The 25,365-nt window shown below is 39.0% G+C and carries 22 protein-coding genes and 2 pseudogenes; 13 read left to right on the plus strand and 11 right to left on the minus strand.

Annotated elements, in window-relative coordinates; all coding sequences use genetic code 11:
* Positions 1-25: 25 nt before the first annotated feature.
* Positions 26-244: a DUF4327 family protein gene (locus A4S05_RS27465; RefSeq protein ID WP_012407469.1), complete on the minus strand. Its 219-nt coding sequence runs from the start codon at positions 242-244 to the stop codon at positions 26-28.
* Positions 245-1,183: 939 nt separating this feature from the next.
* Here A4S05_RS27465 and A4S05_RS27470 point away from each other — a divergent pair.
* From A4S05_RS27470 to A4S05_RS27490, 5 genes are all read left to right on the plus strand, one after another.
* Positions 1,184-1,579 carry a tetratricopeptide repeat protein gene (locus A4S05_RS27470; protein ID WP_069072957.1) on the plus strand — a complete coding sequence of 132 codons (396 nt, stop codon included), beginning with the start codon at positions 1,184-1,186 and terminating at the stop codon, positions 1,577-1,579.
* A gap of 38 nt (positions 1,580-1,617) precedes the next feature.
* On the plus strand, positions 1,618-2,958 hold the full coding sequence (locus tag A4S05_RS27475) for an FkbM family methyltransferase (RefSeq protein WP_069072958.1): 1,341 nt from the start codon (positions 1,618-1,620) through the stop codon (positions 2,956-2,958).
* Between the two features lie 127 nt (positions 2,959-3,085).
* Positions 3,086-6,565: an FkbM family methyltransferase gene (locus A4S05_RS43680; protein ID WP_084227293.1), complete on the plus strand. Its 3,480-nt coding sequence runs from the start codon at positions 3,086-3,088 to the stop codon at positions 6,563-6,565.
* Positions 6,562-8,235, plus strand: coding sequence for an O-linked N-acetylglucosamine transferase, SPINDLY family protein (locus A4S05_RS27485; RefSeq protein WP_069072959.1), 1,674 nt, complete (start codon positions 6,562-6,564; stop codon positions 8,233-8,235). Before A4S05_RS43680 ends, A4S05_RS27485 begins: the two co-directional genes overlap by 4 nt.
* Positions 8,236-8,399: 164 nt before the next feature.
* A complete protein-coding gene (locus tag A4S05_RS27490; protein WP_069072960.1) occupies positions 8,400-9,032 on the plus strand; it encodes a transposase in 633 nt (210 codons plus the stop codon).
* Positions 9,033-9,141: 109 nt separating this feature from the next.
* Here A4S05_RS27490 and A4S05_RS27495 read toward each other — a convergent pair whose 3' ends face one another.
* Both A4S05_RS27495 and A4S05_RS27500 read right to left on the minus strand, forming a co-directional pair.
* Positions 9,142-11,361: an O-linked N-acetylglucosamine transferase, SPINDLY family protein gene (locus tag A4S05_RS27495; protein WP_069072961.1), complete on the minus strand. Its 2,220-nt coding sequence runs from the start codon at positions 11,359-11,361 to the stop codon at positions 9,142-9,144.
* Between the two features lie 191 nt (positions 11,362-11,552).
* Positions 11,553-12,101 carry a type IV pilin-like G/H family protein gene (locus A4S05_RS27500; protein ID WP_069072962.1) on the minus strand — a complete coding sequence of 183 codons (549 nt, stop codon included), beginning with the start codon at positions 12,099-12,101 and terminating at the stop codon, positions 11,553-11,555.
* A 411-nt stretch (positions 12,102-12,512) separates the two neighbouring features.
* On the opposite strand from A4S05_RS27500, the gene trxB reads away from it, so the two are divergent.
* Positions 12,513-13,883 (plus strand): thioredoxin-disulfide reductase, encoded by a 1,371-nt coding sequence (gene trxB, locus A4S05_RS27505; RefSeq protein ID WP_069072963.1) that lies wholly within the window; start codon positions 12,513-12,515, stop codon positions 13,881-13,883.
* A gap of 63 nt (positions 13,884-13,946) precedes the next feature.
* Here the strand turns inward: trxB and A4S05_RS44095 are convergent.
* The 3 genes and pseudogenes from A4S05_RS44095 to A4S05_RS27515 form a co-directional block, all read right to left on the minus strand.
* A pseudogene (locus tag A4S05_RS44095) lies at positions 13,947-14,075 on the minus strand (putative toxin-antitoxin system toxin component, PIN family); the annotation flags it as partial.
* A gap of 5 nt (positions 14,076-14,080) precedes the next feature.
* On the minus strand, positions 14,081-14,359 hold the full coding sequence (locus A4S05_RS27510; protein ID WP_256091200.1) for a putative toxin-antitoxin system toxin component, PIN family: 279 nt from the start codon (positions 14,357-14,359) through the stop codon (positions 14,081-14,083).
* Positions 14,356-14,595, minus strand: coding sequence for a hypothetical protein (locus A4S05_RS27515; protein WP_069072964.1), 240 nt, complete (start codon positions 14,593-14,595; stop codon positions 14,356-14,358). The genes A4S05_RS27510 and A4S05_RS27515 overlap by 4 nt, the downstream gene beginning before the upstream one ends.
* 227 nt (positions 14,596-14,822) lie before the next feature.
* Here A4S05_RS27515 and A4S05_RS27520 point away from each other — a divergent pair, with 227 nt between their 5' ends.
* The 4 genes from A4S05_RS27520 to A4S05_RS27535 all read left to right on the plus strand — a co-directional run bounded on the left by A4S05_RS27520 (position 14,823) and on the right by A4S05_RS27535 (position 17,701).
* Positions 14,823-15,719, plus strand: coding sequence for an ABC transporter permease (locus A4S05_RS27520; protein ID WP_069072965.1), 897 nt, complete (start codon positions 14,823-14,825; stop codon positions 15,717-15,719).
* Positions 15,720-15,814: 95 nt separating this feature from the next.
* Positions 15,815-16,018 carry a hypothetical protein gene (locus A4S05_RS27525; protein WP_069072966.1) on the plus strand — a complete coding sequence of 68 codons (204 nt, stop codon included), beginning with the start codon at positions 15,815-15,817 and terminating at the stop codon, positions 16,016-16,018.
* Between the two features lie 144 nt (positions 16,019-16,162).
* Positions 16,163-17,056, plus strand: coding sequence for an ROK family protein (locus A4S05_RS27530; RefSeq protein ID WP_069072967.1), 894 nt, complete (start codon positions 16,163-16,165; stop codon positions 17,054-17,056).
* Between the two features lie 3 nt (positions 17,057-17,059).
* The gene (locus tag A4S05_RS27535) at positions 17,060-17,701 is read left to right on the plus strand and encodes a type I restriction endonuclease subunit R (protein ID WP_069072968.1); all 642 of its coding nucleotides are present in this window, start codon (positions 17,060-17,062) and stop codon (positions 17,699-17,701) included.
* Positions 17,702-17,722: 21 nt separating this feature from the next.
* Here A4S05_RS27535 and A4S05_RS27540 read toward each other — a convergent pair whose 3' ends face one another.
* The 4 genes and pseudogenes from A4S05_RS27540 to A4S05_RS27555 form a co-directional block, all read right to left on the minus strand.
* The gene (locus A4S05_RS27540; protein ID WP_069072969.1) at positions 17,723-18,286 is read right to left on the minus strand and encodes a Uma2 family endonuclease; all 564 of its coding nucleotides are present in this window, start codon (positions 18,284-18,286) and stop codon (positions 17,723-17,725) included.
* A 148-nt stretch (positions 18,287-18,434) separates the two neighbouring features.
* Positions 18,435-18,932: pseudogene (locus tag A4S05_RS27545) on the minus strand (HNH endonuclease); the annotation flags it as partial.
* A 216-nt stretch (positions 18,933-19,148) separates the two neighbouring features.
* Positions 19,149-19,571 (minus strand): hypothetical protein, encoded by a 423-nt coding sequence (locus tag A4S05_RS27550; protein ID WP_069072970.1) that lies wholly within the window; start codon positions 19,569-19,571, stop codon positions 19,149-19,151.
* A 132-nt stretch (positions 19,572-19,703) separates the two neighbouring features.
* The gene (locus tag A4S05_RS27555; protein WP_069072976.1) at positions 19,704-21,341 is read right to left on the minus strand and encodes a CTP synthase; all 1,638 of its coding nucleotides are present in this window, start codon (positions 21,339-21,341) and stop codon (positions 19,704-19,706) included.
* Positions 21,342-21,426: 85 nt separating this feature from the next.
* Between A4S05_RS27555 and A4S05_RS27560 the strand changes: the two genes are divergently transcribed.
* From A4S05_RS27560 to A4S05_RS27570, 3 genes are read left to right on the plus strand one after another with little or no spacing between them, the layout of a single operon-like run.
* On the plus strand, positions 21,427-23,256 hold the full coding sequence (locus A4S05_RS27560) for an N-acetylmuramoyl-L-alanine amidase family protein (RefSeq protein WP_069072971.1): 1,830 nt from the start codon (positions 21,427-21,429) through the stop codon (positions 23,254-23,256).
* A gap of 40 nt (positions 23,257-23,296) precedes the next feature.
* Positions 23,297-23,614, plus strand: coding sequence for a helix-turn-helix domain-containing protein (locus A4S05_RS27565; RefSeq protein WP_069072972.1), 318 nt, complete (start codon positions 23,297-23,299; stop codon positions 23,612-23,614).
* Between the two features lie 26 nt (positions 23,615-23,640).
* A complete protein-coding gene (locus tag A4S05_RS27570) occupies positions 23,641-23,871 on the plus strand; it encodes a DUF2283 domain-containing protein (protein ID WP_069072973.1) in 231 nt (76 codons plus the stop codon).
* 250 nt (positions 23,872-24,121) lie between these two features.
* On the opposite strand, the gene A4S05_RS39480 is transcribed toward A4S05_RS27570, so the two are convergent.
* On the minus strand, positions 24,122-24,385 hold the full coding sequence (locus A4S05_RS39480) for a pentapeptide repeat-containing protein (RefSeq protein ID WP_084227295.1): 264 nt from the start codon (positions 24,383-24,385) through the stop codon (positions 24,122-24,124).
* Positions 24,386-25,365 lie beyond the last annotated feature (980 nt).

The raw sequence follows: 25,365 nt of genomic DNA on the forward strand, positions 1-25,365 counted from the left end.
TTCCCTATTCCCTATTCCCTATTCCCTACTCCTCATCCCAAGTTTCTACAGCTAGCAATTCACTAACTGGGTCTTGCATACTAAAGCCAAAGTCAAGCAGTTCCTGTTTCCAGTGCTGCCATTCATTACCATAGAGCAAAGCGATTTTCCAGATGCTATCGCTTGGCTTAATAATGTTCGATTCTATGAGTGATTGCACGTTGCGCTGCAATTTCACCATTGGGTGAATCACTTGCTGAGTCATAACCTCGATTGAATTCAGATTTTGTTGGTAAATGCTTAATTAAAACTGCTTTCCATTCTGCAATTGTTGCCGGCCCGTAGAGTGGTGTAATTTGGTAAAGCTAGTCTTAACTTTCTAACTATACCATAACAAACTCTACTAAGTTACTGGTAAATTCGGTTTTGTACGGTAATTACCACCACAAAAGTCCAATTCCACCAAGTAGTCCTTAAACTTTTTGCAGAAACTAGGCATAGGTTGAGAGGAAAGGGTTAAGGGATGAAGGGTTAAGGGATGTTTCTGTTTCCCCTTTTCCCTTTAATCTTTCCCTATCTTCTTTTTCCTCTTTACCTTTAGCCTTTTTCCACAAGATTACAACACTACCTTTTGTAAGAGATATATTCTGGACACTGAGCAGAATCATTATTCGTCTGTGAAGTTTCACTAAGTAGTGTGACTAAGGACGACTAGGAAAATTCTATTTGTTTTAATCACAAAAAATGTGTGTGCTTGTTGAACAACCTATATGACAAGGGCTGGTTTGAAAGTTTTTGACTTACGGGCAAGTTTGCAATTGAGTAGAAATGTCTACTGTTTTTGTTTATTTAAACGTTATTCAGAATATCGCAAACATCTGTCATTAGGTAGAATCATCGTAAATCTTTATATAATTTTAATGTTTTGCTCAGAGAAGAAGACTTGTAGGGTTGGTTCTGTCTAGGTGCGGGAGAGGATTTTGCTTTGAAGTATGGGAGCGATGCCTACGGCGGTAAACTACGCATGGCAAAATTGTCAGTGCAGCATGGGTTTAGCATAAAGTCCCCTTGTCTTCAGAGTCAGCATTTGAAGTTTGTGTAAAAAATTTCTAGCGAGGATGTTAGTTTCTGTTGAGCAGATGGGTATCCTCAGTACAGGAGGCTTGCTAATACCTAAGTATTTACTACAGCAAGTATGTCAGGCATGGCTGGTTCTGATGAAGAATACGTAATTATCCGTAAAAAGCAAATACAGCAGCGACAAAAAATTGTCACGATAGTTTCGTTGGTGTCGTTTATCGGCTCTACGGTATTTGCAGTGATTCCGGCAATCCAACAGGCTAGTCAATCTAAGTCAGCAATTGCGTCTCCTTCTGCTGAGTCAGTATTACAGCAACAGGCGCAGGGCTACGAGTTGGTTTTACAACGGGAACCAGAAAACCAAACAGCGCTGGAGGGATTGGTAAATGTGCGGCTAAAGTTGAAAGATACTCAGAGTGCTATTGCACCTTTAGAAAAGTTAGTGAAGTTACGCCCTGACAGGTCAAATTACAAAGTTCTTTTAGAGCAGATTAAGAAACAACAAACTAAGAGCAATTAGTAGACCGAATTTGTTGACAATAATTTGAATTATATATTATGGCATTATTTCTACCCAGCTTAAAAAAAAGTGGTCATTTAGAGCAAATTCATATAACAGTAGCTGTGGTCGGCTCTCGAAAGATAGCAACACAGGATGACTATGGGAGTCAAGGTTGGCAAATATTTGCACCTAATCTTACTATCTATGGCTTTGATGCCGATGCAGAGGCTTGTGAAAAGGCGAATACTGAACTTAAAAATAGACAAATCAATTGGAATGAAAGGCATATCCCCCTGGCTCTTTGGAAGTGTGAGGGTAAATCTACACTTTATGTAACCCAAGAGCCTGCCTGTAGTTCATTATATCCCCCCAGTGAATATTATATAGAACACTTTGTTGGCAACTCAAAACTAATAGAATTAGCTGATACTCAGGAAATTAAAACAACAACTTTAGATATTTTCTGCCAGTCAGAAAATATTACTGAAATAGATTTTATTCAACTTGATATTCAAGGTGCAGAGCTTCAAGCATTAGAAGGAGCTGATTGGATTTTAAAGAGCGGAACTTTAGGAATTGTTAGCGAAGTTGAATTTACAGAACTGTACACAGGACAGCCTTTATTTAGTGATCTAGACCTTCATCTTAGAATGCGAGGGTTTACTTTATTTGATATTCATAATATGAATCGTGATATTCGCAAAATGCCAATAATATCATCCAAACACCCAGGAGCATTAATTTGGGCAGATGCTTTTTACTTTCGTGATTTGATTCGAGAAGATTTAAGTATAAACCTTAAGACACCTGAGAAAGTTTTAAAACTAGCTTGTATTGCTGATATTTTGGATTTTCCTGACTATGCTTTGGAACTTTTAACCCATCTGACTTTGCAATATGGTGAAGACGAAAAATACAATTTTGCTGATAACATTATCGAGAGTCTTGCTTACGTTCCAGGATTGCTAAAGCAAGGAGAATCACTAGCTTCTTTACCTGTAATTGAAAAAATTCGGGTATACAGCAGTAGTTATAAATATAAAAACTTTTCCATGCAAGAAGATTTACAAAAGCAAGCATACCAATATTTACTACTGGGAGAATATGATCAAGCAGGAAGCATTTATGAAAACGCAATAGAGTTTGAACCTAACTTCAAGGCTAATTATTGGTACTTAGGATTATTGCTATTGCTTCAAGATCAGGAAGTAGAAGCACATACAGCTTGGTTTCTTGGAATTGCAGAGGGTAAACCTGAAGAAATTGATATATGGATAGCAGAACTTGTGGAAGTTCTACAAGCAGAAGCAGAGAGGAGGGAAATTATAGGGGATAAGGCATTAGCATTGACAATTCATGAAAATATCAACACTATCGTTTCCCAATATAATGAATAGATTAAGAGCGATCAATTAGACAAATAGTCCAAAAAAAACTTCATTGGTATGTCTAATTAGATGAGCTAGCCAAAAATACCCTCACTAGATTAAATTGTTAACACTCATAGGAGCTCAGTTAGTAAAAATGACATTTATTTCATATGCCCAGAATCTTGAAGATGTTTTACTCAATAGAGTATTTAAAGATAAAATAAAAGGGTTTTATATTGATGCAGGAGCATTACATCCAACTGTTGATTCAGTAACTAAAGCTTTTTATGATATTGGATGGTCAGGAATAAATATAGAACCAATAAAAGAATTCTATAACTTATTTGAGCAAGAGCGTTCGAGAGATATTAATTTGAATATTGCTCTAAGTAATTCAGAAGGAAACCTAGAGTTTTTTCAAGTAGTAGGACAACCCGGAAACTCTACCTTAAATAAAGAAATAGCTTATAAAATTGCCCAAGAGAAAGGTTTAGAACTTTCTCGCAACACGGTTTCTGTCAAGACTTTAGCAGAAGTCTGCAAAGAATATGTCGATCAGAAAATTGATTTTCTTAAAATTGATGTTGAAGGAGCAGAAGAGGAAGTTATTTTAGGTGGAAATTGGGATATATTTAGACCAACAATATTAGTCATAGAAACTACTTTACCAGGTACGAACATTCGCTATGAAAATAATATTCCTATTTTTTTAATGGGAAAAGGTTATCAACAAGTTTTCTTTGATGGAATTAATGATTATTATATATCTGAAGAGTCAGGCGATTTAGCCAAATTTTTCTCTTTTCCTGTTAATGTTTTAGATAATTATATAAATTACAGGTTGCTCGAAAAACAAAGAGCAGATCGCATAATACAAGTAAGTAGTCAAGATAATATAAATACGCAAATTGCAAGATTAATTATACCTAATACTGAAAAACTAGCAACAATATATGAATCTTCAAAAAAAGAAGATTATTTATCAGTTGTAAAGAAAGAAGGGCAAATAAAAATAGCCTTAGATATTGCTGTACTAGGTTTAGGTACTATCCTTGAAACTGCTAAAACAGGAGTTTTTAGAGTAACAGAGTATCTTTTAAAAGGACTAATAAAATCTCATCAGTGTGATATTTATCTATGTACGAGTATTCCTGATTTATTTAATGCTTGTCAAACTTATATCAATCAAAATTTTGAAGATTTTTATCTTCATTTATTTCAGTTTTCAGAACTAAAATACCAAAATATAGATATTTATCACTCTACTTATTATCCTTTGCCCAATAATATTTACTTTGCTACAAGAATTGTCACAGTTTATGATTTAATTCCTATTCTTTTTCCAGAGTATTTTAATCATAATTCAGAGCATATAGTTAAAAATATTATAGATCAAATAGACAATAATGATTTTGTATGCTGTATTTCCGAATCAACGAAACAAGATATTGTTAAATATCAACCAAATCTTAATGCTAAACAAGTATTTGTTGCACATTTAGCCGCTGATAAAGAAAAATTTTATCCTTGCGACAATCAAGAATTGATTATCAAAACTAAACAAAAATATAAAATACCGGAGCAGCCTTATTTATTAACTTTATCAACCTTAGAGCCAAGAAAAAATATAGCTCATGTTATCCGTTCTTTTTTGAGATTAATTAAAAACCAGCGTATTGATGATCTTAATTTAGTATTGATAGGTACAAAAGGATGGCAATATGAAGAAATTTTTGCAGAAATAGATAGAGCTAAAGAGTTAGAAAACCGAATTATTATTACTGGTTATGTTCCTGATGAAGATTTAGCCCCTCTCTATTCAGGTGCATTAACATTCATATATGTATCTTTATATGAAGGTTTTGGCTTACCACCATTAGAAGCCATGCAATGTGGAACTCCAGTCATAACGTCTAACACTTCTTCCTTGCCTGAAGTGGTTGAAGATGCCGGAATTATGCTTGATCCTAATGATACAATAGGGCTTTGTGATGCCATATTTAAGCTATATTGCGAACCCGAATATCGAGAAAGTTTAGCAAAAAAATCTGTTCAGCAGGCTCAATATTTTAGTTGGGATAAATATGTTCAAGAAACTATTAAAATTTACGAGTTAGCTAAAGAAAAAGCAAAAACTTTACCTAATCGTAATATTTTAATTGATGGTGTCTTTTTCCAACTCTATAAAACAGGAATTGCTAGAGTTTGGCGAAGTCTGCTAGAACAATGGTCAAATAGTGATTTTGCTCAATATATCCTAGTCTTAGATAGAGCCAATACTGCACCCAAAATAAATGGTATTCGTTATCGCACAATTCCTGCTTACGACTATAACAATACCGAAGCTGATAAACAGATGCTTCAAGAAATCTGTGATGATGAAGAAGCAGAATTATTTATATCTTCTTACTACACCACCCCCATTGACACCCCTTCTGTATTTATGGCTTATGACATGATTCCTGAAATACTAGGGGGAAACTTAAATGAACCTATGTGGCAAGAAAAACACAAGGGCATTAAACACGCCTGCACTTTTATTGCCATTTCTGAAAATACGGCTAAAGACTTAAGTAAATGTTTTACTGAGATACCTTTAGAATCAATTACGGTTGCTCACTGTGGAGTTGATTCGATTTTTTCTCCTGCTTCTGAAGCCGAAATTAATGCTTTTAAATATAAATATGGCATTAATAAACCATATTTCCTATTAGTTGGTATGGGTAATGGTTACAAGAACGGTACTTTATTTTTCCAAGCTTTCTCACAACTAGCCAATAGTTACGGATTTGATATTATTTGTACTGGTATTGGCGGAATGTTAGCGCTAGAGTTAAGAACCTATACATTAGGTAGTGTTGTACATCTGCTACAACTAAGTGATAAAGAACTAGCACTAGCTTATTCTGGTGCTGTGGCATTAGTTTATCCTTCTAAATATGAAGGTTTTGGAATGCCTGTATTAGAAGCAATGGCTTGTGGCTGTCCTGTTATTACCTGTCCTAATTCTTCAATTTCAGAAGTAGCAGGAGACGCAGTAATATATGTGAATGATGATGATCCAGATGAACTAGCAAATGCGCTCTGTGAAGTGCAAAAGCCTAGTATTCGTCATTCTTTAATTACTGCGGGTTTGGCACAGGCGAAAAAGTTCTCATGGACAAAAATGGCACAAACTGTAAGTTCTGCCTTGATTGATGCTACTCTTCTATCTTTAAACCTCAAGGAGCTTAATTTAATTGTTTTCCCAGATTGGTCGCAACCAGAAGAGTTAATAGGTTTAGAATTGCAAGGAGTAATGAAGGCGGTAGCAACTCATATTGATAGTCAAAAAACTACCCTACTTATTAACACTGGTAATATCGCTGTTCAGGATGCTGAACTGTTTTTATCTAGTGTGGTTATGAATCTTTTGGTAGAACACGATTTAGATATTACTGAAGAGTTAGAGATTTCTCTAGTGGCAAACTTGGCTGATATCCAGTGGGAAGCTTTGCTACCTCGTATACATGCAAGAATTGTTTTGGAATATGAAGATACAAATGCGCTAAGTCAAGTAAAAGCAGAAACTATCACATCTTACAATATAGAAGTTTTTAGCGAAGCACAAGCTGAACAGTTTTTTTTTGCTTGAGCAATAAATTATTCACTGAGGGAAGATGGCAAGAAGCGATCGCACAATATCAAAAACTCCTAGAAATCCAATCAGGTGATGTAGATATTTATTGGAACTTAAGCCATTGCTATAGACAGTTAAACCTGCTAGATGAATATTTTAATACTCTTCAACAAGGAATTAAGCTTTACCCTACAGATGAAAGACTACATTTTTCATTAATCATCGATTTGCGGCAGAATGGACGTATTCAAGAAGCAATTTTCAGTGCAGATAATGCTGCTATATGTTTCCCTGATGATTATACTTTTCAACTCCTCAAATATTTAACAGTTCCATCAATATATGAGAATCGAGAGGAAATTAACTTTTATCGCCAACGCTATACTCAAGGACTGCAAGATTTAATTCAGCAAACATCGCTTCAAACTACAAAAGAGCAGCATAGCGCTTTGGCAGGTATAGGTCGTCTCACTAATTTTTACCTGTCATATCAAGCACAAAATGATATAGATTTGCAACGCCAATATGGAAACTTAGTGCATGAAATTATGGCTATTAACTATCCACAATGGGTCGTTCCTATATCTATGCCTAAGCTTCAGCCTAATAACAAAATTCGTATTGGTTACGTTTCTTATTACCTCCATTCTTATAGTGGAACGCTTTGGTTAACTGGGTGGTTACGTTTCTGCGATCGCTCCAGCTTTGAAATCTATTGTTACTACATAGGAAATCAGCCAGATCCAATTACTCAACAGTTTCAACAGTACAGTGATTTTTTCCACCATATTCCTGATAATTTATCAGCGGTCAGTGAACAGATAATTGCTGATAAATTGCATATTTTAGTCTTTCCCGAAATTGGGATGAACCCGCAAACTATGCAGATGGCAGGTCTGCGGCTTGCGCCTGTACAATGTACAGCTTGGGGACATCCGGTAACAACTGGCTTACCCACAATTGATTACTTTTTGTCTAGCGAGTTGATGGAACCAGAAAATGCCCAAGAGCATTATTCAGAAAAATTAATTCGCTTGCCTAATATTGGGGTTTCTTATCCTAAACCGTATATTCCACCAGTTATAAAAACTCGCTCAGATTTTCAGCTACCAGATGATGCAGTCATCTATTTATGCTGCCAAGCTCCTTTCAAGTATCTACCGCAATATGATTTTATTTTTGCAGAAATTGCTCATCGCGTTCCGCAAGCTAAATTTGTGTTTTTGCGTGGTACTTTACTTCAGCCACGACTGAAGCTGGCTTTTGCTGCTATCGGTTTGAACAGCGAGGATTATTGTGTATTTCTCAGTATTCCTGAGCGACTGGACTATCTAATGATTAACTTACTTTCAGACGTTTATCTAGATACCTTCACCTGGTCTGGTGGTAATACTACTTTAGAAGCGATCGCTTGTAATCTCCCCATTGTTACCTGTCCTGGAGAATTTATGCGGGGTCGTCACTCTGACAGCTTCCTGAAAATGCTAGGAGTGACAGATACTATATCTAAAAACGAAACTGAATATATTGAAATTGCTGTCAAGTTAGGACTAGACCCAACTTGGCGAGGTACTATTGCCGAAAGAATGAGCCAAAATCACGAGCGTCTATTTGATGATAAAGCTTGTGTCGCAGGTTTAGAAGCCTTTTATAAACAAGTTTGTAGTAAGCACTTCAGTGCTTAAATTTGTATTTACAGAGGAGTACTAAAGTCTTCACTACGAACTTTTGAATTGTTTGTAGTAAGCACTTCAGTGCTTAAATTTGTATTTACAAAGGAGGAGGACTAAAGTCCTCACTACGAACTTTTGAATTGTTTGTAGTAAGCACTTCAGTGCTAAAAAAATCTATGTATGAATATCGGAAGCTCACAGCAGAACAAAAAGCTGAACTAGTGAAATATCGCTTAAGCCAGGGTTATCCACCTCACTCTCCACCACATCCTGTACAAGATAAGCAATTTTATTTATTAACGGTAGCTTGTTACGAGCATCAGTGTCATATACACACTGAATCGCGTCGTCAGCAATTGCTAGATATGATTTTTGATAGGTTTGGTGGCAGTGGAAATGAAGATAGGAGCGCTTCATCGCTCACTACGAACTTAACAATTGGTGCTTGGGTTGTTTTGCCTAATCACTATCATCTACTGGTTTATGTTGAAAATTTTGATGTATTAGGTGAATTATTTCGCAGAATACATGGTGCGCTTTCTCGACAGTGGAATATAGAGGACAATATTACTAAAAGAAAAATTTGGTATCGTTGGAGCGATCGCGCTATTCGCTCGGAAAGACATTATTATACAACTATTAATTATATTCATTACAACGCAGTTAAACATGGTTTAGTCAAATCTCCTTACGATTGGGTTGAAAGTAGTGTTCACTGGTATTTACAGGCTTGTGGACGGCAATGTCTGCGTGATTGTTGGACTCAATATCCAGTCCAAGATTATGGTAAAGATTGGGATAATTTTTAATGTTTGTAGTGAGGACTTTAGTCCTCAAAATCAGGGCTGAAGCCCTTACTACAAACTAAAAGTGTTAATTTTTTGTTACACTTGTATAAGTCCTACCTATATTACGAGCCTATTTTTTATCAATATAGTTCTGCCACATCTGCTCATAAGCCTTTTCCATTTCACGGGTAAACTGTTTGCCATTCCACAACGGTGCTGTTTGCCGCGATGCTTTCAACTTCAGAGCGACTTGCTGACGTAAAGCCTCATCCTTCCCTAAGCGCACACCCCATTCTATATACTCTTCATCAGTCCAGGCAATACCTTCTGTGATACCCGCATTCACCATCATGGTGTAGCTATTACGTGCCGCAAACTGTTCACCGACTCGCGTCACCAAGGGAATACCCATCCACAATGTTTCTAAGGTTGTTGTCGCTCCGTTGTAGGGAAATGTATCTAATACAATATCAGCAATGCCTAAATTAGCACGATGAACTGACTCTGAATAGACTATTGGTAAAAACCTTAGCCGCGAACAATCTACACCTTCTTCTTCGGCAATTTGGTAAAAGAAGCGTTTAATTGTTTCCTGCTCACCAAGTCCCTTAATCAAAAAGTAGCTGTTAGGTACTTGTTTGATAATTTGCATTTGCCACTTTGTCGTTTCTGGATGGCGTTTATATCCTCTTTGGGCGCTGAGATATACAACGGCATCCATAGGAATATCTAAGTCATCGCGGCGGAGAGTTGGGACACCAACTTCAAAACCATCTACTGCTATGTAAGTTTGAGGTAATCGCCAGATTTTCTCTGTATAGTAATTTTGTGCATCATTTGGTAAAACATAAGGATCTGCAATAAAGTAATCAATTGCAGGTATGCCTGATGCATCCCACCCCAGCCAAGTAACTTGAATCGGGGCTGGCTTGAGTGCCATCACTTCACAAGTAATATCTAGAGTGACGCTATCAAGGTCAATTAAAATATCAATTTCATCTTGATATATCTGGTCAGCAATATCTAGACCATTCATACCTAATTGACGAGCTTTTCCTGCCTGACTTAGATACCATTCTTGGAGATAGTCATTTACTAATTTGTAGTTAACGAAATAAGTATGAATATCAAATTTATCTCGATCGTGATGTTGAAACAACCAGCGAGCTAGCCAACCAACAGAATGACTCCTTAAAGCGTAAGAGATATAACCAATTTTTAACTTTTTCGGGTGGTGTGTTAAATATTGATTATTAATAATTTGACGATTATAGTTTTTTCCTTCTGATTCAGCAAGCTTTTTAATATAATTATTAAAAATCTCAGCTACCTGATTATGAATAGTTCGAAATTCAGCAGGAGCATCTTTAATGTGAGGTATCGCAAAAGATGGCGAAAGCAACCGTAATATTCTTCCTTCTTCTAAAGGAATTCGTTCAGCTTTAATAAACTGTTGAAATACAGTTTCTAACTCTTCAAAAGTTGTACATATCTCTTGCCAATATCCCCCTGCTGACATTAGGCCCCTTAACAGCAAATGGAGTGCAAAAATTTTATCAGCCAAGCCTTCTGATAAGGAATAACACAATCTAGCTGTCTCTATGCCTTGAGAATAATTATGATCATCTTGATAAAAAGTTGCTAAATGCCGCAAAACTTCTACATTATTTGGCTCTAATCGTAAATGTAATTCTAGTAGAGATGCTGCTAGTAAAGGTCGCCGAAAAGTATGGCCTATTTCCAAAGCAGCAGGAAGCAGTATAGAGAAGCATTGATGAGGATCAGAGAAATAAGGCAGACTAGCTTCTATTAAATTTAGATTAATTGGATGTAAGGGAATAGTATTTAAAACTTCTTTTAAAACTTGGATTAATAATTCGATATCGATTTCTATATTTTCTTTTGCTTTTAAGCTTTCAATTAATCCCCACTCATTCAAATCATCAATCTCTTCAAATTTTTGCAACTTGATACAAAGCATAAGAATTTGAAGCAAATTATTTATATAACTAGGATTAATTTCGCGCATGTGCTGGCGAATTAACCAAGCTAGAGAATATTCTGCCAGAGTTTCACGTCTTTTAGCTTCTATTTGTAAAATTTGAAATAGTTCATTTGTCCAAATTTGTAACTCTTCTTCGTCTGCCTCGGTCATTGGCAGCATCCAAGTCATTTGAGCTTCTGCTTCTTGCCCTTGTAATAGTAATATCAATCCTAAATGCCAATAATATGAAATAGTGTTTGGATCTATTTCTATTGCTTGCTCATATAATTTTGATGCTTGCAAATAGTTTTCTTTAAGGAAATATTCTTCAGCCTGATTTTGCCAATTATATGTATTAGTAATCATCATAATTTTTGTGGAAAAGTGTAGGGGCAAGATATTGTGAATGACTCACGTAATGGAAATAAAGTGGATAGAATAATCTACCCACTTTGAAAAATACCTAATTTAGTTCAATACAAACTACGTGAAGAATTAATTTTGCTATGCAGCGGTTTAGACAAACTATATTCTCATGTAGTAAGTCCCTTCTCTACTTATTTCAAAGCGGTGTAGTTAGTGGGGCAACTAGTGGGATCAGTTATCGCATCTGAACCATCTGCACCACCGTTAACTCTTGCTTTGTCGGCTTCACATAAAATAGCTACAGTAGTAGCTTCACTAGTACCAGATTGAACTGCCACACCCACACCGCCGACATAAGTCTTGAGAGGTGCAAGGTTAACGACTGTACTTGCTTGGTTGGTTACTATGCTAGCACCAGCACCACCACCAGCAATTTTATATATGTAATTTGTGGTTTGTGTTGCAATACCAAGACCTAAACTACCAAAATCAGCTTGAGACGCAAATGCATTTTTTTCTAAGTAAAATGCTTGTTGGGCGCGGTTCATTGAACCTATGTAGGTTTTAGATTCTGACTGCTTGGCTTTGTTAGCTTGGTTCAAGAAAGAAGGTAGAGCGATCGCAGACAAAATACCGATGATGATAATTACTACTAGTAATTCAATAAGTGTAAAACCCTCATTTTCATTCTTTTTGTTGAGGATGTGTTGGAGAAACTTGGCTTTTAATTCGGTTTTCATAAGTGTTTTCCTGGGGTAGGAAGTGGTTGGGTGTTCTAGATGTAACTTACCCAAGTGCGATCGCTTTCCTATCACCTTCAGAAAATAAAGTTTGGGGAGATACAGTCACACAATTCAGAATCCTTGTATTCCAAATTGCACAAACATACTGAGCCAATGGTATTGACCAAGGGCGAGATTCTCAACTTCGTTTGTAAGAGTGCCTTATTCAAACTCAGGTGGCCACAGTTCTGGTATTGCCAGTTCCCAAGAAAACTTTTAGCGGTTAAGAGTATCTTTGACAAGTATTGAGCGCATAGTACCGTAGGCATTTGGCGTAGGCTGCCCTTAGACATCGCTTACCATCTGCCATAGCCAATCGTAAATTGTTATGCTATATTAAGCGTAGTCGTTATGAGTTTATATATTGTCATGACTAACCCAACTGTAGAAAACTTGGTAATTATCGGTTCTGGGCCAGCAGGCTACACAGCCGCCATATATGCCGGACGCGCTAACCTTAAACCCGTTGTATTTGAAGGTTTCCAAGCCGGGGGATTACCTGGTGGGCAATTAATGACAACGACGGAAGTTGAAAATTTTCCGGGATTTCCTAAAGGAATTACTGGGCCCGAACTGATGGATCAGATGAAGGCGCAGGCGGAGCGCTGGGGGGCTGAACTATATACTGAAGATGTTATATCAGTTGACTTGAGTCAGCGTCCATTTACAGTGCGATCACAAGAAAGGGAAATAAAAACCAACAGCATCGTCATTGCTACTGGTGCAACAGCAAAGCGTTTAGGTTTACCCAGCGAACACGAATTTTGGAGTCGGGGTATCTCTGCTTGTGCAATTTGCGATGGTGCGACACCAATTTTCCACGGTGCAGAATTGGCTGTGATTGGTGCTGGCGACTCGGCGGCGGAAGAGTCAATTTACCTCACCAAATATGGTTCCAAGGTAAATATGTTGGTACGCACCGATAAGATGCGTGCTTCTAAAGCCATGCAAGACAGGGTTTTGAGCAACCCGAAAATCCAGGTGCATTGGAACACAGAAGCCGTGGATATCTTCGGTAGCGATCGCATGGAAGGGGTGAAAGTCCGCAATACTAAAACTGGTGAAGAGAGCAAACTGGACGCTAAGGGTTTATTCTACGCCGTTGGTCATACTCCCAATACCTCTCTATTTAAAGGGCAATTAGAACTGGATGAGGTGGGTTACGTTGTCACCAAGCACGGTACTGTAGAAACCAGTGTAGAAGGCGTTTTTGCCGCTGGCGACGTCCAAGATCATGAGTTTCGGCAAGCAATTACGGCTGCTGGTACTGGCTGTATGGCAGCGATGTTGGCAGAACGTTGGTTGTCATCCAGTGGCTTGATTCAAGAATTCCATCAACAGCTAGAAACAGCAGACAATGAATTAGAAAATCAGCCAGCCAAAAAGACTGAAGCCGAGGAAGAAGCTGGATTTAACTTGGATGGGACGCGCCATGAGGGAGGTTATGCTTTACGGAAATTGTTCCATGAAAGCGATCGCTTACTCCTTGTTAAATACGTTTCTCCTGGTTGTGGCCCTTGTCATACTCTGAAGCCAATTTTAAATAAAGTGGTGGATGAATTTGATAGCAAAATTCACTTTGTGGAAATTGACATCGACAAAGACCGAGATATAGCTGAAAATGCTGGTGTGACAGGAACGCCAACGGTTCAATTGTTCAAAAATAAGGAACTGGTGAAGGAAGTCAAAGGTGTGAAGCAAAAGAGCGAATACCGCCAGCTGATTGAAAGTAGTCTGTAAGAGAATGGGGAGTGGGGAATGGGGAATAGTAAAAAATCATTGACAGTTACTAATTCTCAATACTCACCCCCCAACATCGCAAACTAACCTGTTAAATAAAGATACAGAAATAATCGTTGTATTGACCAAAGTTTGCGCCTGATTAAAATCAGAATCACCCGTAATCAAGAAATCTGCTTCTGCTGCTATAGCACAAGCTAAAAACTTTGCATCTTTTCTATCTCTGGAAAATCAACTTCAAAATTGACATCAATTAGCGTTAGAAATGTATCGATAATTTCAAACCATTCACCTCTCACCTCATCTGTCAACTTAAATTTGCTTCGGCTTAAGACTTCTTTATATTCCACAATAATTTCTTCAGAAGCTATCCATTGCCAATCTGGATTATCAAAAATAAACTGAATAACATCTCTTGGTACTCTACCCTTAAGTACAGCAGAAACTAAAAAATTCGTGTCAAGAACAACTTTCATTCCCCGCGTTGGTAAGCTTCAATTTCTGCTGATATTTCTGCTTCTGTAATATCTTGTAATCCTGGTAGCGACTGTGTTTTACCAAATAAATCTCTCAGTTTTTTACTAATTTCTGCTCTTGGATTATTCTCAGCTAAGATAATTATTTCTACTCTTTGTCCTACCTGAAAAGGTAAATCAGATAATATTACTTGACTTGGATCTTTAATGGTGATGTATTTTTTGTAAGCGTTCATAATTCCTCCATTAACTTGGTCTTTCTCTACTTAAGATAATTAAATTTTGTGGTGACAACGGCTGGTAATTTATTTCTAGCAAAAATAAGGCATAATCTCACCTCTTCCTCAGTCTAGCTCTGTATCCACCGCCAAGCAGTCGGAGTTTTATTCAAGATGTTTACGCAAATCCCCTATCTAATATGTAAAATAGTCAGCGTATCAAGCTTTGCTCCAGGCGATCGCACATGGCCATTACAAAACGGCGACTACCGACATTTTTACAGTTTGGCAAAAGTCTCAATCTTTCCCAAAAACTCATGCTCATCGGGTTAGCCATTACCCTATTTTTCATCTTCCTGGCATTCTTAGCTCCCGTATTCCAGGCTTGGGGATGGCTGCAAAACCCTAAAGATTTTCTCTCTAATCCAATTCACGAGCCACCCTCAGCTAAATATTGGTTTGGTACTAGTCGCCTGGGTTATGATGTGTTCTCCCGGACATTGTTCGGCGCTCAAGCTGCTTTGCAGGTGGTAATTTTGGCAACGGCGCTGAGTATGATTATCGGTGTACCTTTGGGGATGCTGAGTGGTTATCTCGGCGGGAAATTGGATAAAGTGTTGCTGTTTATCATGGATAGCATCTACACTCTACCAGGGCTACTGCTGTCTGTGACGCTGGCCTTTGTGGTAGGGCGGGGAATATTAAATGCAGCGATCGCTATTAGCATTGCTTACATTCCCCAATATTACCGCGTTGTTCGCAACCACACCGTGAGTGTTAAAACTGAAGTGTTTATCGAAGCTGCTCAAGCAATGGGCGCTTCAACTTGGGTTGTGCTTTCTCGTTACCTGTTTTTCAACGTCATTCAAAGCGTACCCGTCCTATTTACACTCAACGCCGCTGATGCAATTTTGGTGTTGGGCGGGTTGGGTTTTTTGGGGCTAGGACTTCCCGAAGAAGTACCAGAATGGGGACATGATTTAAAACAAGCCCTAGAAGCTCTACCTACTGGCATTTGGTGGACTACACTTTTCCCCGGTTTAACCATGACATTCATGGTGGTAGGGTTATCACTACTTGGTGAGGGGTTAAATGAATTTGTCAATCCCCGTTTACGGAGAGAAAATAGAATCCGAAAGTAGTCATTTGGTCATTAGTCATTAGCAAAAGACGAAGGACAAGGAACAAATGACCAATGACAAATGACAAATGACCAATAAACAATAGAGAGATTTGTATGAAAGATAATCTAACGTTAATTGCTGCCGCTACTGGCGGGTTTATGCTTTCCGTTGCCCTTGCTGGTATCTTAAGAGGTACTCCAGTTACAGCTTGGCAGGAGCAATCGAGTTTCCGTACCAAGACTGTTGCTGATTTACGACTCGCACCCAATAAGACAGAAAATTTAGAATTTTTTCGTGCCAAAATCCTAAAACCCTGACAAATTGTTGATTTTGAACTGGAGAATGGGGAATAGGGAATAGGGAATAGGGAATAGGGAATAGGAAATAGCTGTTAACCAATTACCAATGCCCAATGCCCAATGCCCAATGCCCAATGCCCAATAAAAAATGACAAATGACAAATGACAAATGAAGTAATTGGCATTGATGTAGGGGGAACAGCAATTAAGTTGGGGCGTTTTGCAGATGATGGTACTTGTCTGCAATCTTTGACTGTGGCGGCTCCTCAACCAACAATGCCGGAGGCGGTGCTGGCGGTGATCTTAGATGCGATCGCACAAATTGATCCAGATAATCAAGCTGTGGCTATTGGTGTGGGTACTCCTGGCCCATCCGATGCGGCACAACGCATTGCCAAAATCGCCATTAACTTACCTGGATGGATCGATGTGCCTTTAGCAGACTGGTTAGAAGCTAAAACTGGCAAACCCACTGCGATCGCTAATGATGCTAATTGCGCTCTTTTGGGAGAGGCTTGGCTAGGAGCCGGTCGTCACTTTCAAAATCTGATTCTGCTAACTTTAGGTACTGGGGTTGGTGGCGCAATTATCCTCGATGGCAAACTATTTATTGGACATCAAGGAGCCGCCGGAGAATTGGGTTTAATTTCACTCAACCCTGATGGGCCAATTTGTAATAGTGGCAATCAAGGCTCTTTGGAACAATATGCCTGTGCTACTGCAATTCGCCGCCGCACTCTCAAGGAACCCATCGAATTAGGTGTTCTTGCCCAACAAGGAGATACCGGAGCATTGACTTTTTGGCAAGAATATGGTAAGTATTTGGGAATTGGTTTGACGAGTTTGATTTATGTACTCACACCACAAGCGATCGTGATTGGTGGGGGTATCAGTGGCAGCTTTGAGTTTTTCTTACCAGGTGTGAAGGCAGAAATTGAGAAGCGAGTGCAGCCTTTATCACGAGTGGATTTACAAATATTACCAGCAGAGTTAGGCAATTTTGCGGGGATGGTAGGTGCAGCAAAGTTGGCATGGCAACGCTATTCGGAATGTTAGATTATGATTCAAACAATCCCAGCTAGAGATATAAGTCTTTACGAATTAGAAGAAAAATTTGGTTTGCAACTTGCCACAGACATTAATTTCTTTGCAGAGTGGACAGAAAATTTACCGACTCTGACTGATGCAGAGAAGCAAGCGATAGCACGAATCAAAAGCAACTATTTAAACTTGAATAAGCACCGTCTGATGTCAGAAGAGGCGGTAAAAATGGTAGTGCTATCTCCTTTACTAGATTTAGCTGGGTTTTATCAACCTCCGTTTGAGATTGAAACCGAGACTTCTATAGAGATTTCTGCTGAAGACGAGAGTTTTATCGTTAAAGGAAATATTGATGTTCTTGTCATCCAAAAATGTTTTTGGGTACTTGTCATCGAATCTAAAAGCAGTAAATTTGATGTGATGACAGCCTTACCTCAAGCACTTGCCTATATGCTTGATCGTCCAAATTCTACACAACCGACTTTTGCTTTACTAATCAACGGTAGAGAATTTGTGTTTGTCAAATTGATTCAACAAGAACATCCTTGGTATGCACGATCTTATGCACTATCAATTGAACGTGATTCAGAACTACACCAAGTACTCAGTATCTTGAAACGCCTTGGAGAATTAATTGTGCTTTTCCCCCCTGAGAACTAGGGATTGACGCTTATCGCCTAACTATACTTGCAACTCAAATCCAGGTAATATATCTTCTCCAGAAAGAATCGCCGGCATTTGAATAACTTCTACAGCTTTTTCGAGTCGGTAAATTTCCACTTGCTGATCTTGAGGATTAATTAGCCAACCTAAACGCAAACCGTTTTCTATGTATTCCTGCATTTTCGCTTGGATAGGTGCAAGCCGGTCTGTCTCGGAACGCAGTTCAATTGCAAAATCAGGTACAAGTGGCGGAAATTTTTTTCGTTGTTCTAGTGTTAAAGCTTCCCACCGTTCCAACTTTACCCAAGATGCATCAGGGGAACGTTTTGCACCATTTGGAAGTATAAAGATAGTTGAAGAACTAAAAACTTTCCCTAACTTAGCTTGACGATTCCAGATTTCTAAATCGGTAATTAGTCCAGCTTCTTGATTTCCACTTTCTCCTCCTACTGGTGGCACAATTATTAATTCTCCGGCTGCATTCATTTCCAGCCTTAAATCGCCATTAGCAATACATAATTGATAAAATTGCTCATCGGTTAAATGAGCAATCGGTTCTAGATTAAGCACAACAGTATTCATCTAAAACCTCCAGGAGACTCCCACTATATCGGTACTCCGATTAGTGGCGGGAGGAATGGAGGGGGAATTACGAAACGTTCCTTGAATGCCTTTGAGCGAATGCGAAAACGATGAGAGGAACAGTTGAGTAATTCCCAATTTCTTGGATTTAATATGCATACGAGTAACCATCTTTTGCGTGAATGCGTTTACAAAACTTGTGCGATATTCCTTGAACTAATCAATTTTTAGTAGAAACATTGAAACTCCCTGATGAACGAATAGCCACTTTTCCAACATAATTACCAATCTTTTTACCAGTAGTAACAAAAGATTTAACAATGTCACCAGTTTGAAAGCCAAAATGTATTTTTTCTCTAGGTACGTGCCGACTTGGGAAACCGAACTTATCGGTTCTACACGACTGCCTAGAACCATGCCCATTAGCTGCAATTAACAATGGTTTAACGCCTTTAATAATCAATTTAGGAGTTGATTTACCAACACAAGCCGCATCTAACCAGTGGGTTTTAACTAAATTGTGTTGACTACGATTGAATTTGGTTAATCCTCCTGAACCTGTTTCTACTGGTAATCCAGTCGCTTTTAAAACTTCTAGCAATGCAAAACGAGTTGTGTTGACTGCGGCTGCATCAGCTAATGGTCTTTAGAGCTACAAACTGGCTGCGTATTTGTAGGTAAGATGACCTAAAAATCGTAGTGATTTAACACTTAGTCGGGTAAACTCTGGGCGATTAATTGCCCCCACTGAAACGGTACTTCGTTCAGTGGTGGGTAGTTTACTGAATCTTCCCTCGTGCCTTTATTGCTAAAATCGTTATCTTTAGTTAAAAGTTTAGCAAGAGTAAGTTCCTCGTTCACACTAAGACAAAGAATATCCTGTTGCTTTCTTAACGTATTTCACAACTTTTTCATAAGATTCAGGATTACTTACAGGGTTTATGATGATGGGAATAGTTCCATCTGGCAACCAAAAAGTTATTCTGCCGTTCGGTTCATGACAAAAAGAACTGATGCAGTTGAGATTAATTACATATTCGTTTTTTTCGTAAATAATTTTCACCCAGTGGGCATGATCTAATTCTAATCCTGTCACACATTCTAAATAATCAAGGATCTTTTGATAATCTTCTAAGTTAGTTTGCGGGTGAATCACTATAGGAATGGCACTATCGGGTAGCCAAAAAGTAACTCTGCCATTCAGTTCATAACAAAAAGCATGGACACGTTCAAAATTCACTACATATTCTCTCCTCTCGTAAAGGATTTTCACCCAGTACGCCACAACATCTCCTCAAGTCCGAAATTTACGAATGATGCACCCTGGATGTCCAAATCTATTGAAACTTTAAGTTAATGTTGCTATGCACCAATTCAAAATCTAAAAAATTAATTTTGAATTTTGAATTACGAATTTTTATGACACCTCCAATGGTGTTGGCGTGCTAGATGTCGAAAGAGAAAGAGCAATCGCTGTTTGAATAAACCCTTTAAATAAGGGATGAGGGCTACTGGGGCGTGATTGAAATTCTGGATGAAATTGGCAAGCAAGAAAGAATGGGTGCTTGGTTAATTCCACAATTTCAACTAAGCGTCCATCGGGAGAAGTACCACTGATCACATAGCCAGACTTTAACAACAAATCGCGGTAAGCATTGTTGAACTCATAGCGATGTCGATGTCGTTCATAAATCACATCTTCTTGATAGAGCTTAAAAGCTAGAGTATCAGGGAGAACACGACAAGGATATAGTCCCAACCGCATTGTACCCCCTAAATCAACTACTTCCTGCTGTTCTGGCAATAAATTAATCACCGGATTAGTTGTATAGGGGTCAAATTCAGCACTGTTAGCACCTGTTAATCCCCCTACATTTCTGGCCCACTCAATTACAGAACATTGCATTCCCAGGCATAAACCTAAAAAGGGAATTTGGCGATCGCGAGCGTATCTAATGGCGGCAATTTTACCATCCACTCCCCGAACCCCGAAACCTCCTGGCACAACTATGCCATCGACACCCGCAAGATAATTTTCGGCTGGTTCAGATTCCAAATCTTCTGAGTTCACCCAACGTAGGCGCAGTTTGCCATAAGTGGAAATTGCCGCATGGTTCAACGCTTCCACTACAGATAGATAAGCATCACTTAATTGCACATATTTGCCAACAATGGCAATTTCTACCTCATGCTTGGGACTATGTAACCGTTGTACCAGGGTTTGCCACTGCGTCAAATCTGGTTTACGTTGTTCCATGTGCAGCAAGTTTAGTACTTGTTCTGCCATTCCTTCCCGTTCCAGATTCAGCGGTACTTCATAGATACTTTTGGCATCTTGGGAAGTGATGACACATTCTTCGGGTACATCGCAAAATCCCGACAATTTTTGTTTTAATCCCTTGGGTAAGGGGCGATCGCTCCGACAAACTAAAATATCTGGTTGAATACCAATCGATCTCAGTTCTTTAACTGAATGCTGTGTCGGCTTAGTTTTCATCTCACCCGCAGAGGCAATCCACGGCACCAGTGTTACGTGCATGTACAGCACATTCTGCCGTCCCACCTCTTTGCGGAACTGGCGAATTGCTTCCAAAAACGGTAGTGATTCAATATCTCCTACCGTACCGCCGATTTCTGTAATGACTACAGAGGGATTTGTACTTTTAGCAACTCGGAGAATCCGATCTTTAATTTCATTGGTAATATGAGGAATTACCTGTACAGTACCGCCATTGTAGTCTCCGCGACGCTCTTTATTGATCACCGCCTGGTAAATCGAACCAGTAGTAACGCAATTCAAACGCGACATCGAAGTATCGGTAAAGCGTTCGTAATGCCCCAAGTCCAAATCTGTCTCCGCACCATCTTGGGTAACGAATACTTCCCCATGCTGAAAGGGACTCATCGTACCAGGATCGATATTAATATAAGGGTCAAGTTTTAGAATCGACACCGAATATTCGCGCGACTTGAGCAAACGCCCTAAACTTGCTGCTACAATGCCCTTACCAATACTGGAAACTACGCCTCCAGTAACAAAGATAAACTTAGTCATAGTAGTTTGAATTTCTAACAACTTCTAAAAATACATCCCGTCATTGTGCCACAGTTATTGTGGTGTACTATTCTGTGATTTTGCTGTGAAAAACCTTCTAGGATTAGTAATATTGGGCTGTATTCTCACCTCCTCAATTGCATCGGCAGAGCCATCGCTCAGAGTCGTTTTTCCCCAGACAAACTACCAGACGAGTGCCCAAAAAATCTTCTTTCTGGGCACTGCACCACCAGATGGTCAGGTTTTGATCAATAGTAAGCCAATTACCCGCAGCAAAGCTGGTCATTTTTCCCCTAGTTTACCCTTGCAGTTGGGGGAGAATCTTTTTACAGTGCGTCACCAAAATCAAGAACTCCAGATTAAAGTTACAAGGCTTACCACTGGCCCTGAGTTACCACAGGGGTTAGCCTTTGCTAAAGATTCCCTGACTCCCGCAGTTGACATTGCCAGACTACCGGGAGAACTAATTTGTTTTAGCGCGATCGCACCCCCTAACGCTAATGTCTCTGTTAAACTAGCTAATCAAACTATTGCCCTTTCACCTCAACCCCAACAGGCACAACTACCAAGTAATTTGGCAGCTTTGACAGGGCAAAATCAGCCTCATGCCCAGTCTAGCGTAGGCAATTACAAAGGTTGCACCACAGTGCAACAACCTGATCCTGATTCCTTCAGCCTGATTTACGGTAACAACATCATTTCTGGTGCTGTTGTCCCAGACTCAAGTCAAGAGGTAGATTTAGGACAACCTCAGTTTCAACTGACGCTCAATGGCAAGACGATAACTCAACCAGGAACTGGCAAAATTCAAATCCTCTCAAGAGCAAAGTTACCAGTTGTTGAGGTAATTGCAGACGCAGGTGTTGCTCGAACTGGCCCGAGTACCGATTATTCTCGACTCACACCACTGCCCAAAGGCACACGAGCAACAGTTACAGGTAGAGAAAGTGAATGGTTACGCCTCGACAATGGCACCTGGATTAATAGTAAAGAAACGCGGATTTTACCTGGTGCAATTCCACCACAGACAATAATTCGCAGTGTCGGATACCGTCAAACCCCTGGTGCGACAGAGATAGTCTTCCCCTTGCAAGTTCCTGTACCTGTGAGCGTACAACAAAGTGAGCAAGCTCTCGCCCTCACTCTCTACAATACCACTGCCCAAACTGACATAATTCGCCTGGATGATGACCCCCTAATTGAGCGCCTAGACTGGCAACAGGAAGCCCCAGGACAAGTAAAATACACCTTTAACCTCAAAAAAGCTCAACAGTGGGGATATAAGCTGAGATACGACGGAACAACCCTGGTTTTAGCTTTGCGTCATCCGCCTAAATTTGGGAACACAAGACGCAAGCCTTTAGCTAATTTCAAGATTGTACTAGATCCAGGGCATGGCGGTAAAGAATCTGGTGCCAGTGGCCCAACTGGATATTTAGAAAAAGATGTAAATTTGGTGATATCTAAGTTGCTACGCGACGAGTTGGTGAAGCGGGGAGCAACAGTAGTGATGACGCGGGAGGATGACAAGGAGGTTTCTTTAGTAGAACGTCAGGCAATTATCAATCAAGAAGAACCTGCGATCGCTCTTTCTATACACCACAACTCTCTACCCGATAATGGCGATGCCGAAAAAACCAAGGGATTCGGCACGTTTTGGTATCATCCCCAAGCTCACAGCCCCGCAATATTTTTACAGAACTATGTAGTCCAAAAACTTGGTAGACCTTACTATGGCGTGTTTTGGAACAACTTAGCGCTGACACGTCCCGCGGCTGCGCCATCAGTGTTACTGGAATTGGGTTTTATGAGTAATCCTGATGAATTTGAGGAGATAGTTAACCCAGAAGAACAGAAAAAAATGGCAAATGCGATCGCTCAGGGGATTACTGAGTGGTTTAGGAGCGTGAGATAAATGGCCAAGCTGGAAGATGAATTGATGGAGGTAATTTGCAATGGTGAAGAAGAAATCAGCAATTCTTGAAGCCGTTCACGAAACGGCTACAGGGCTGCACAAGGCTGGACTGATGGATCAGACTACATTACGTGAATTCGACAGTCTGTGTTTGTCTGAGATTGAAACGCTAGAACCTAAGCAAATTAAGGAAATACGCGAATCATCTCATGTCAGTCAGGCAGTATTTGCTGCGATTTTGAATACAAGTCTATCAACGGTTCAAAAGTGGGAAATCGGTCAGAAGCGTCCCAGTGGGACTGCTCTTAAGCTGTTGCACCTAGTTAAGAAACGGGGATTGAATAGCCTGATTGATTAAGGGTTATCTTTGAGGAAAGTGACGCGATGAAAATTACTTATGACCAAGAAACTGACTCTCTTTATATTCGCCTAGTCGATGGATATCATGAATGTCGTACTTTGCGATTAAATGATGAAATAGCACTAAATATTGGTGCGGGTGAAGTTTTAGTTGGTGTAGAAATTCTTGATGCAAAAGAGGTTATTAGATCGGGTCAGTTGCCACAAGTTGTTCTAGAGAATATCCCATTTCAGATTGTATCAACGGCAGCTTGAAGCCATAGAAAGTCTAGTTTTTAAACATTAATAGCTTCGATTCTCCTCTGGAGGATGAGAAGCTAGCAGAACTACCTGAAGATTTTGCTGCTAAGATCGCTGAAATAAAACAACGTGGCGATCGCTCTCAATCTGTGATCCGACGAGGTTCTACAGGTCAAGATTTTCTCAAATTTGCTGGTACTTGGCATGGAGACGACCTAGAGGAGTGCCTAGCACTTCTTGATGCAACCCGCTCAAAAGCGAAGTTTTAAGCCAATAATTTATGTATTTGCTGGATACCAATCACTGTAGTTATCTCATTAACAACAATCCTCAAGTTGTCGCAACCGCTCAAAGCTATGCTCAAGATACTTTTGGGATTAGTATTCAAAAACTTAGCTTCCCTCATGTTGGCTCCTGTGAGGTTAGCTGACAAGAATCTAACTTCTGCTAAGTTTGCTCCTGTGAGGTTGCTTTCGGAGAGAATGGTTCCCACAGGGGGCAGATATAGCGTAGCTGTTACAAAGTGCAAACTAAACTGTCTAGTTTAATATTAGCCCGTCTTGTTACCAGCATTAGAACATTAAATTACACTCACTTGAAGTTTCTCCTTTCCAACCAGTTACTACTTGTTTACATTCCCATTGGGATTGAAACTTAACTATTGGATATACTTTAACAAAAAATATTCCACTAAAAATATAAACTATTAATAATATAGGTGTTAATAATAGCCTAACTAAATATATTTTGCAGCTAATTTTTTTAGCGATGAAATTACCAACTCTAAAATAAATAATTAAAATATAAGAGATAATTATTGTAACAAATATACAATTGTACAGCAGAGTAAGAGCATTGTAATAGTCTCTATAAAGATAAAGACTCGGTGGGATAAAAATCAAACATGCAACTACCGTAACCATTATATTTTGATAAACTTTACTATCATTAATTCGTGAAAGAAAACTAAATAACAAAAGAAATAATCCAAATAAAAATATAAAGATAGCAATAACTAATATTAGCTTTAACATAATAAAAATAAAGTAATGACTTAAACTTAAAAGAAATTATCAACTTACTGGCATTAAGCCGATCTCGGTGACAAAACAGAAATAGAAGCTAAAAAAGCTTGCCAACTCTAGGTTTCAAATATTTCGGGAGGTAGATGATAGCGGCCTCAAATGCTTATGAATATTTTGCTCTTTCACCACATAAAGGCCATACTGCTTATTGCTCAATTGAAGATAGCTATTAAAGTAAACCCGCTTTACTACTAATTTTCATAAATTTTGTTTGTTACCACACCCTAGTGCTTCTGTAACAGCTTGTTTCAAGTCATTTAATATCGTTACTAAGTTCTTAACTTCATCCATTCCTAATGCTACTTCTTCATTTGGTAGTCTAGTTATTGAAAAAACAGTTTTTTGTTTTTCAAGTTTTGTGATTGGCGTTGTTGCATGAATAGAGAAAAATGGTAAATTTTACTTATAGCATTTCTCAGTCTGG

The organism is Nostoc sp. KVJ20, from assembly GCF_001712795.1.
Lineage (GTDB): Bacteria > Cyanobacteriota > Cyanobacteriia > Cyanobacteriales > Nostocaceae > Nostoc.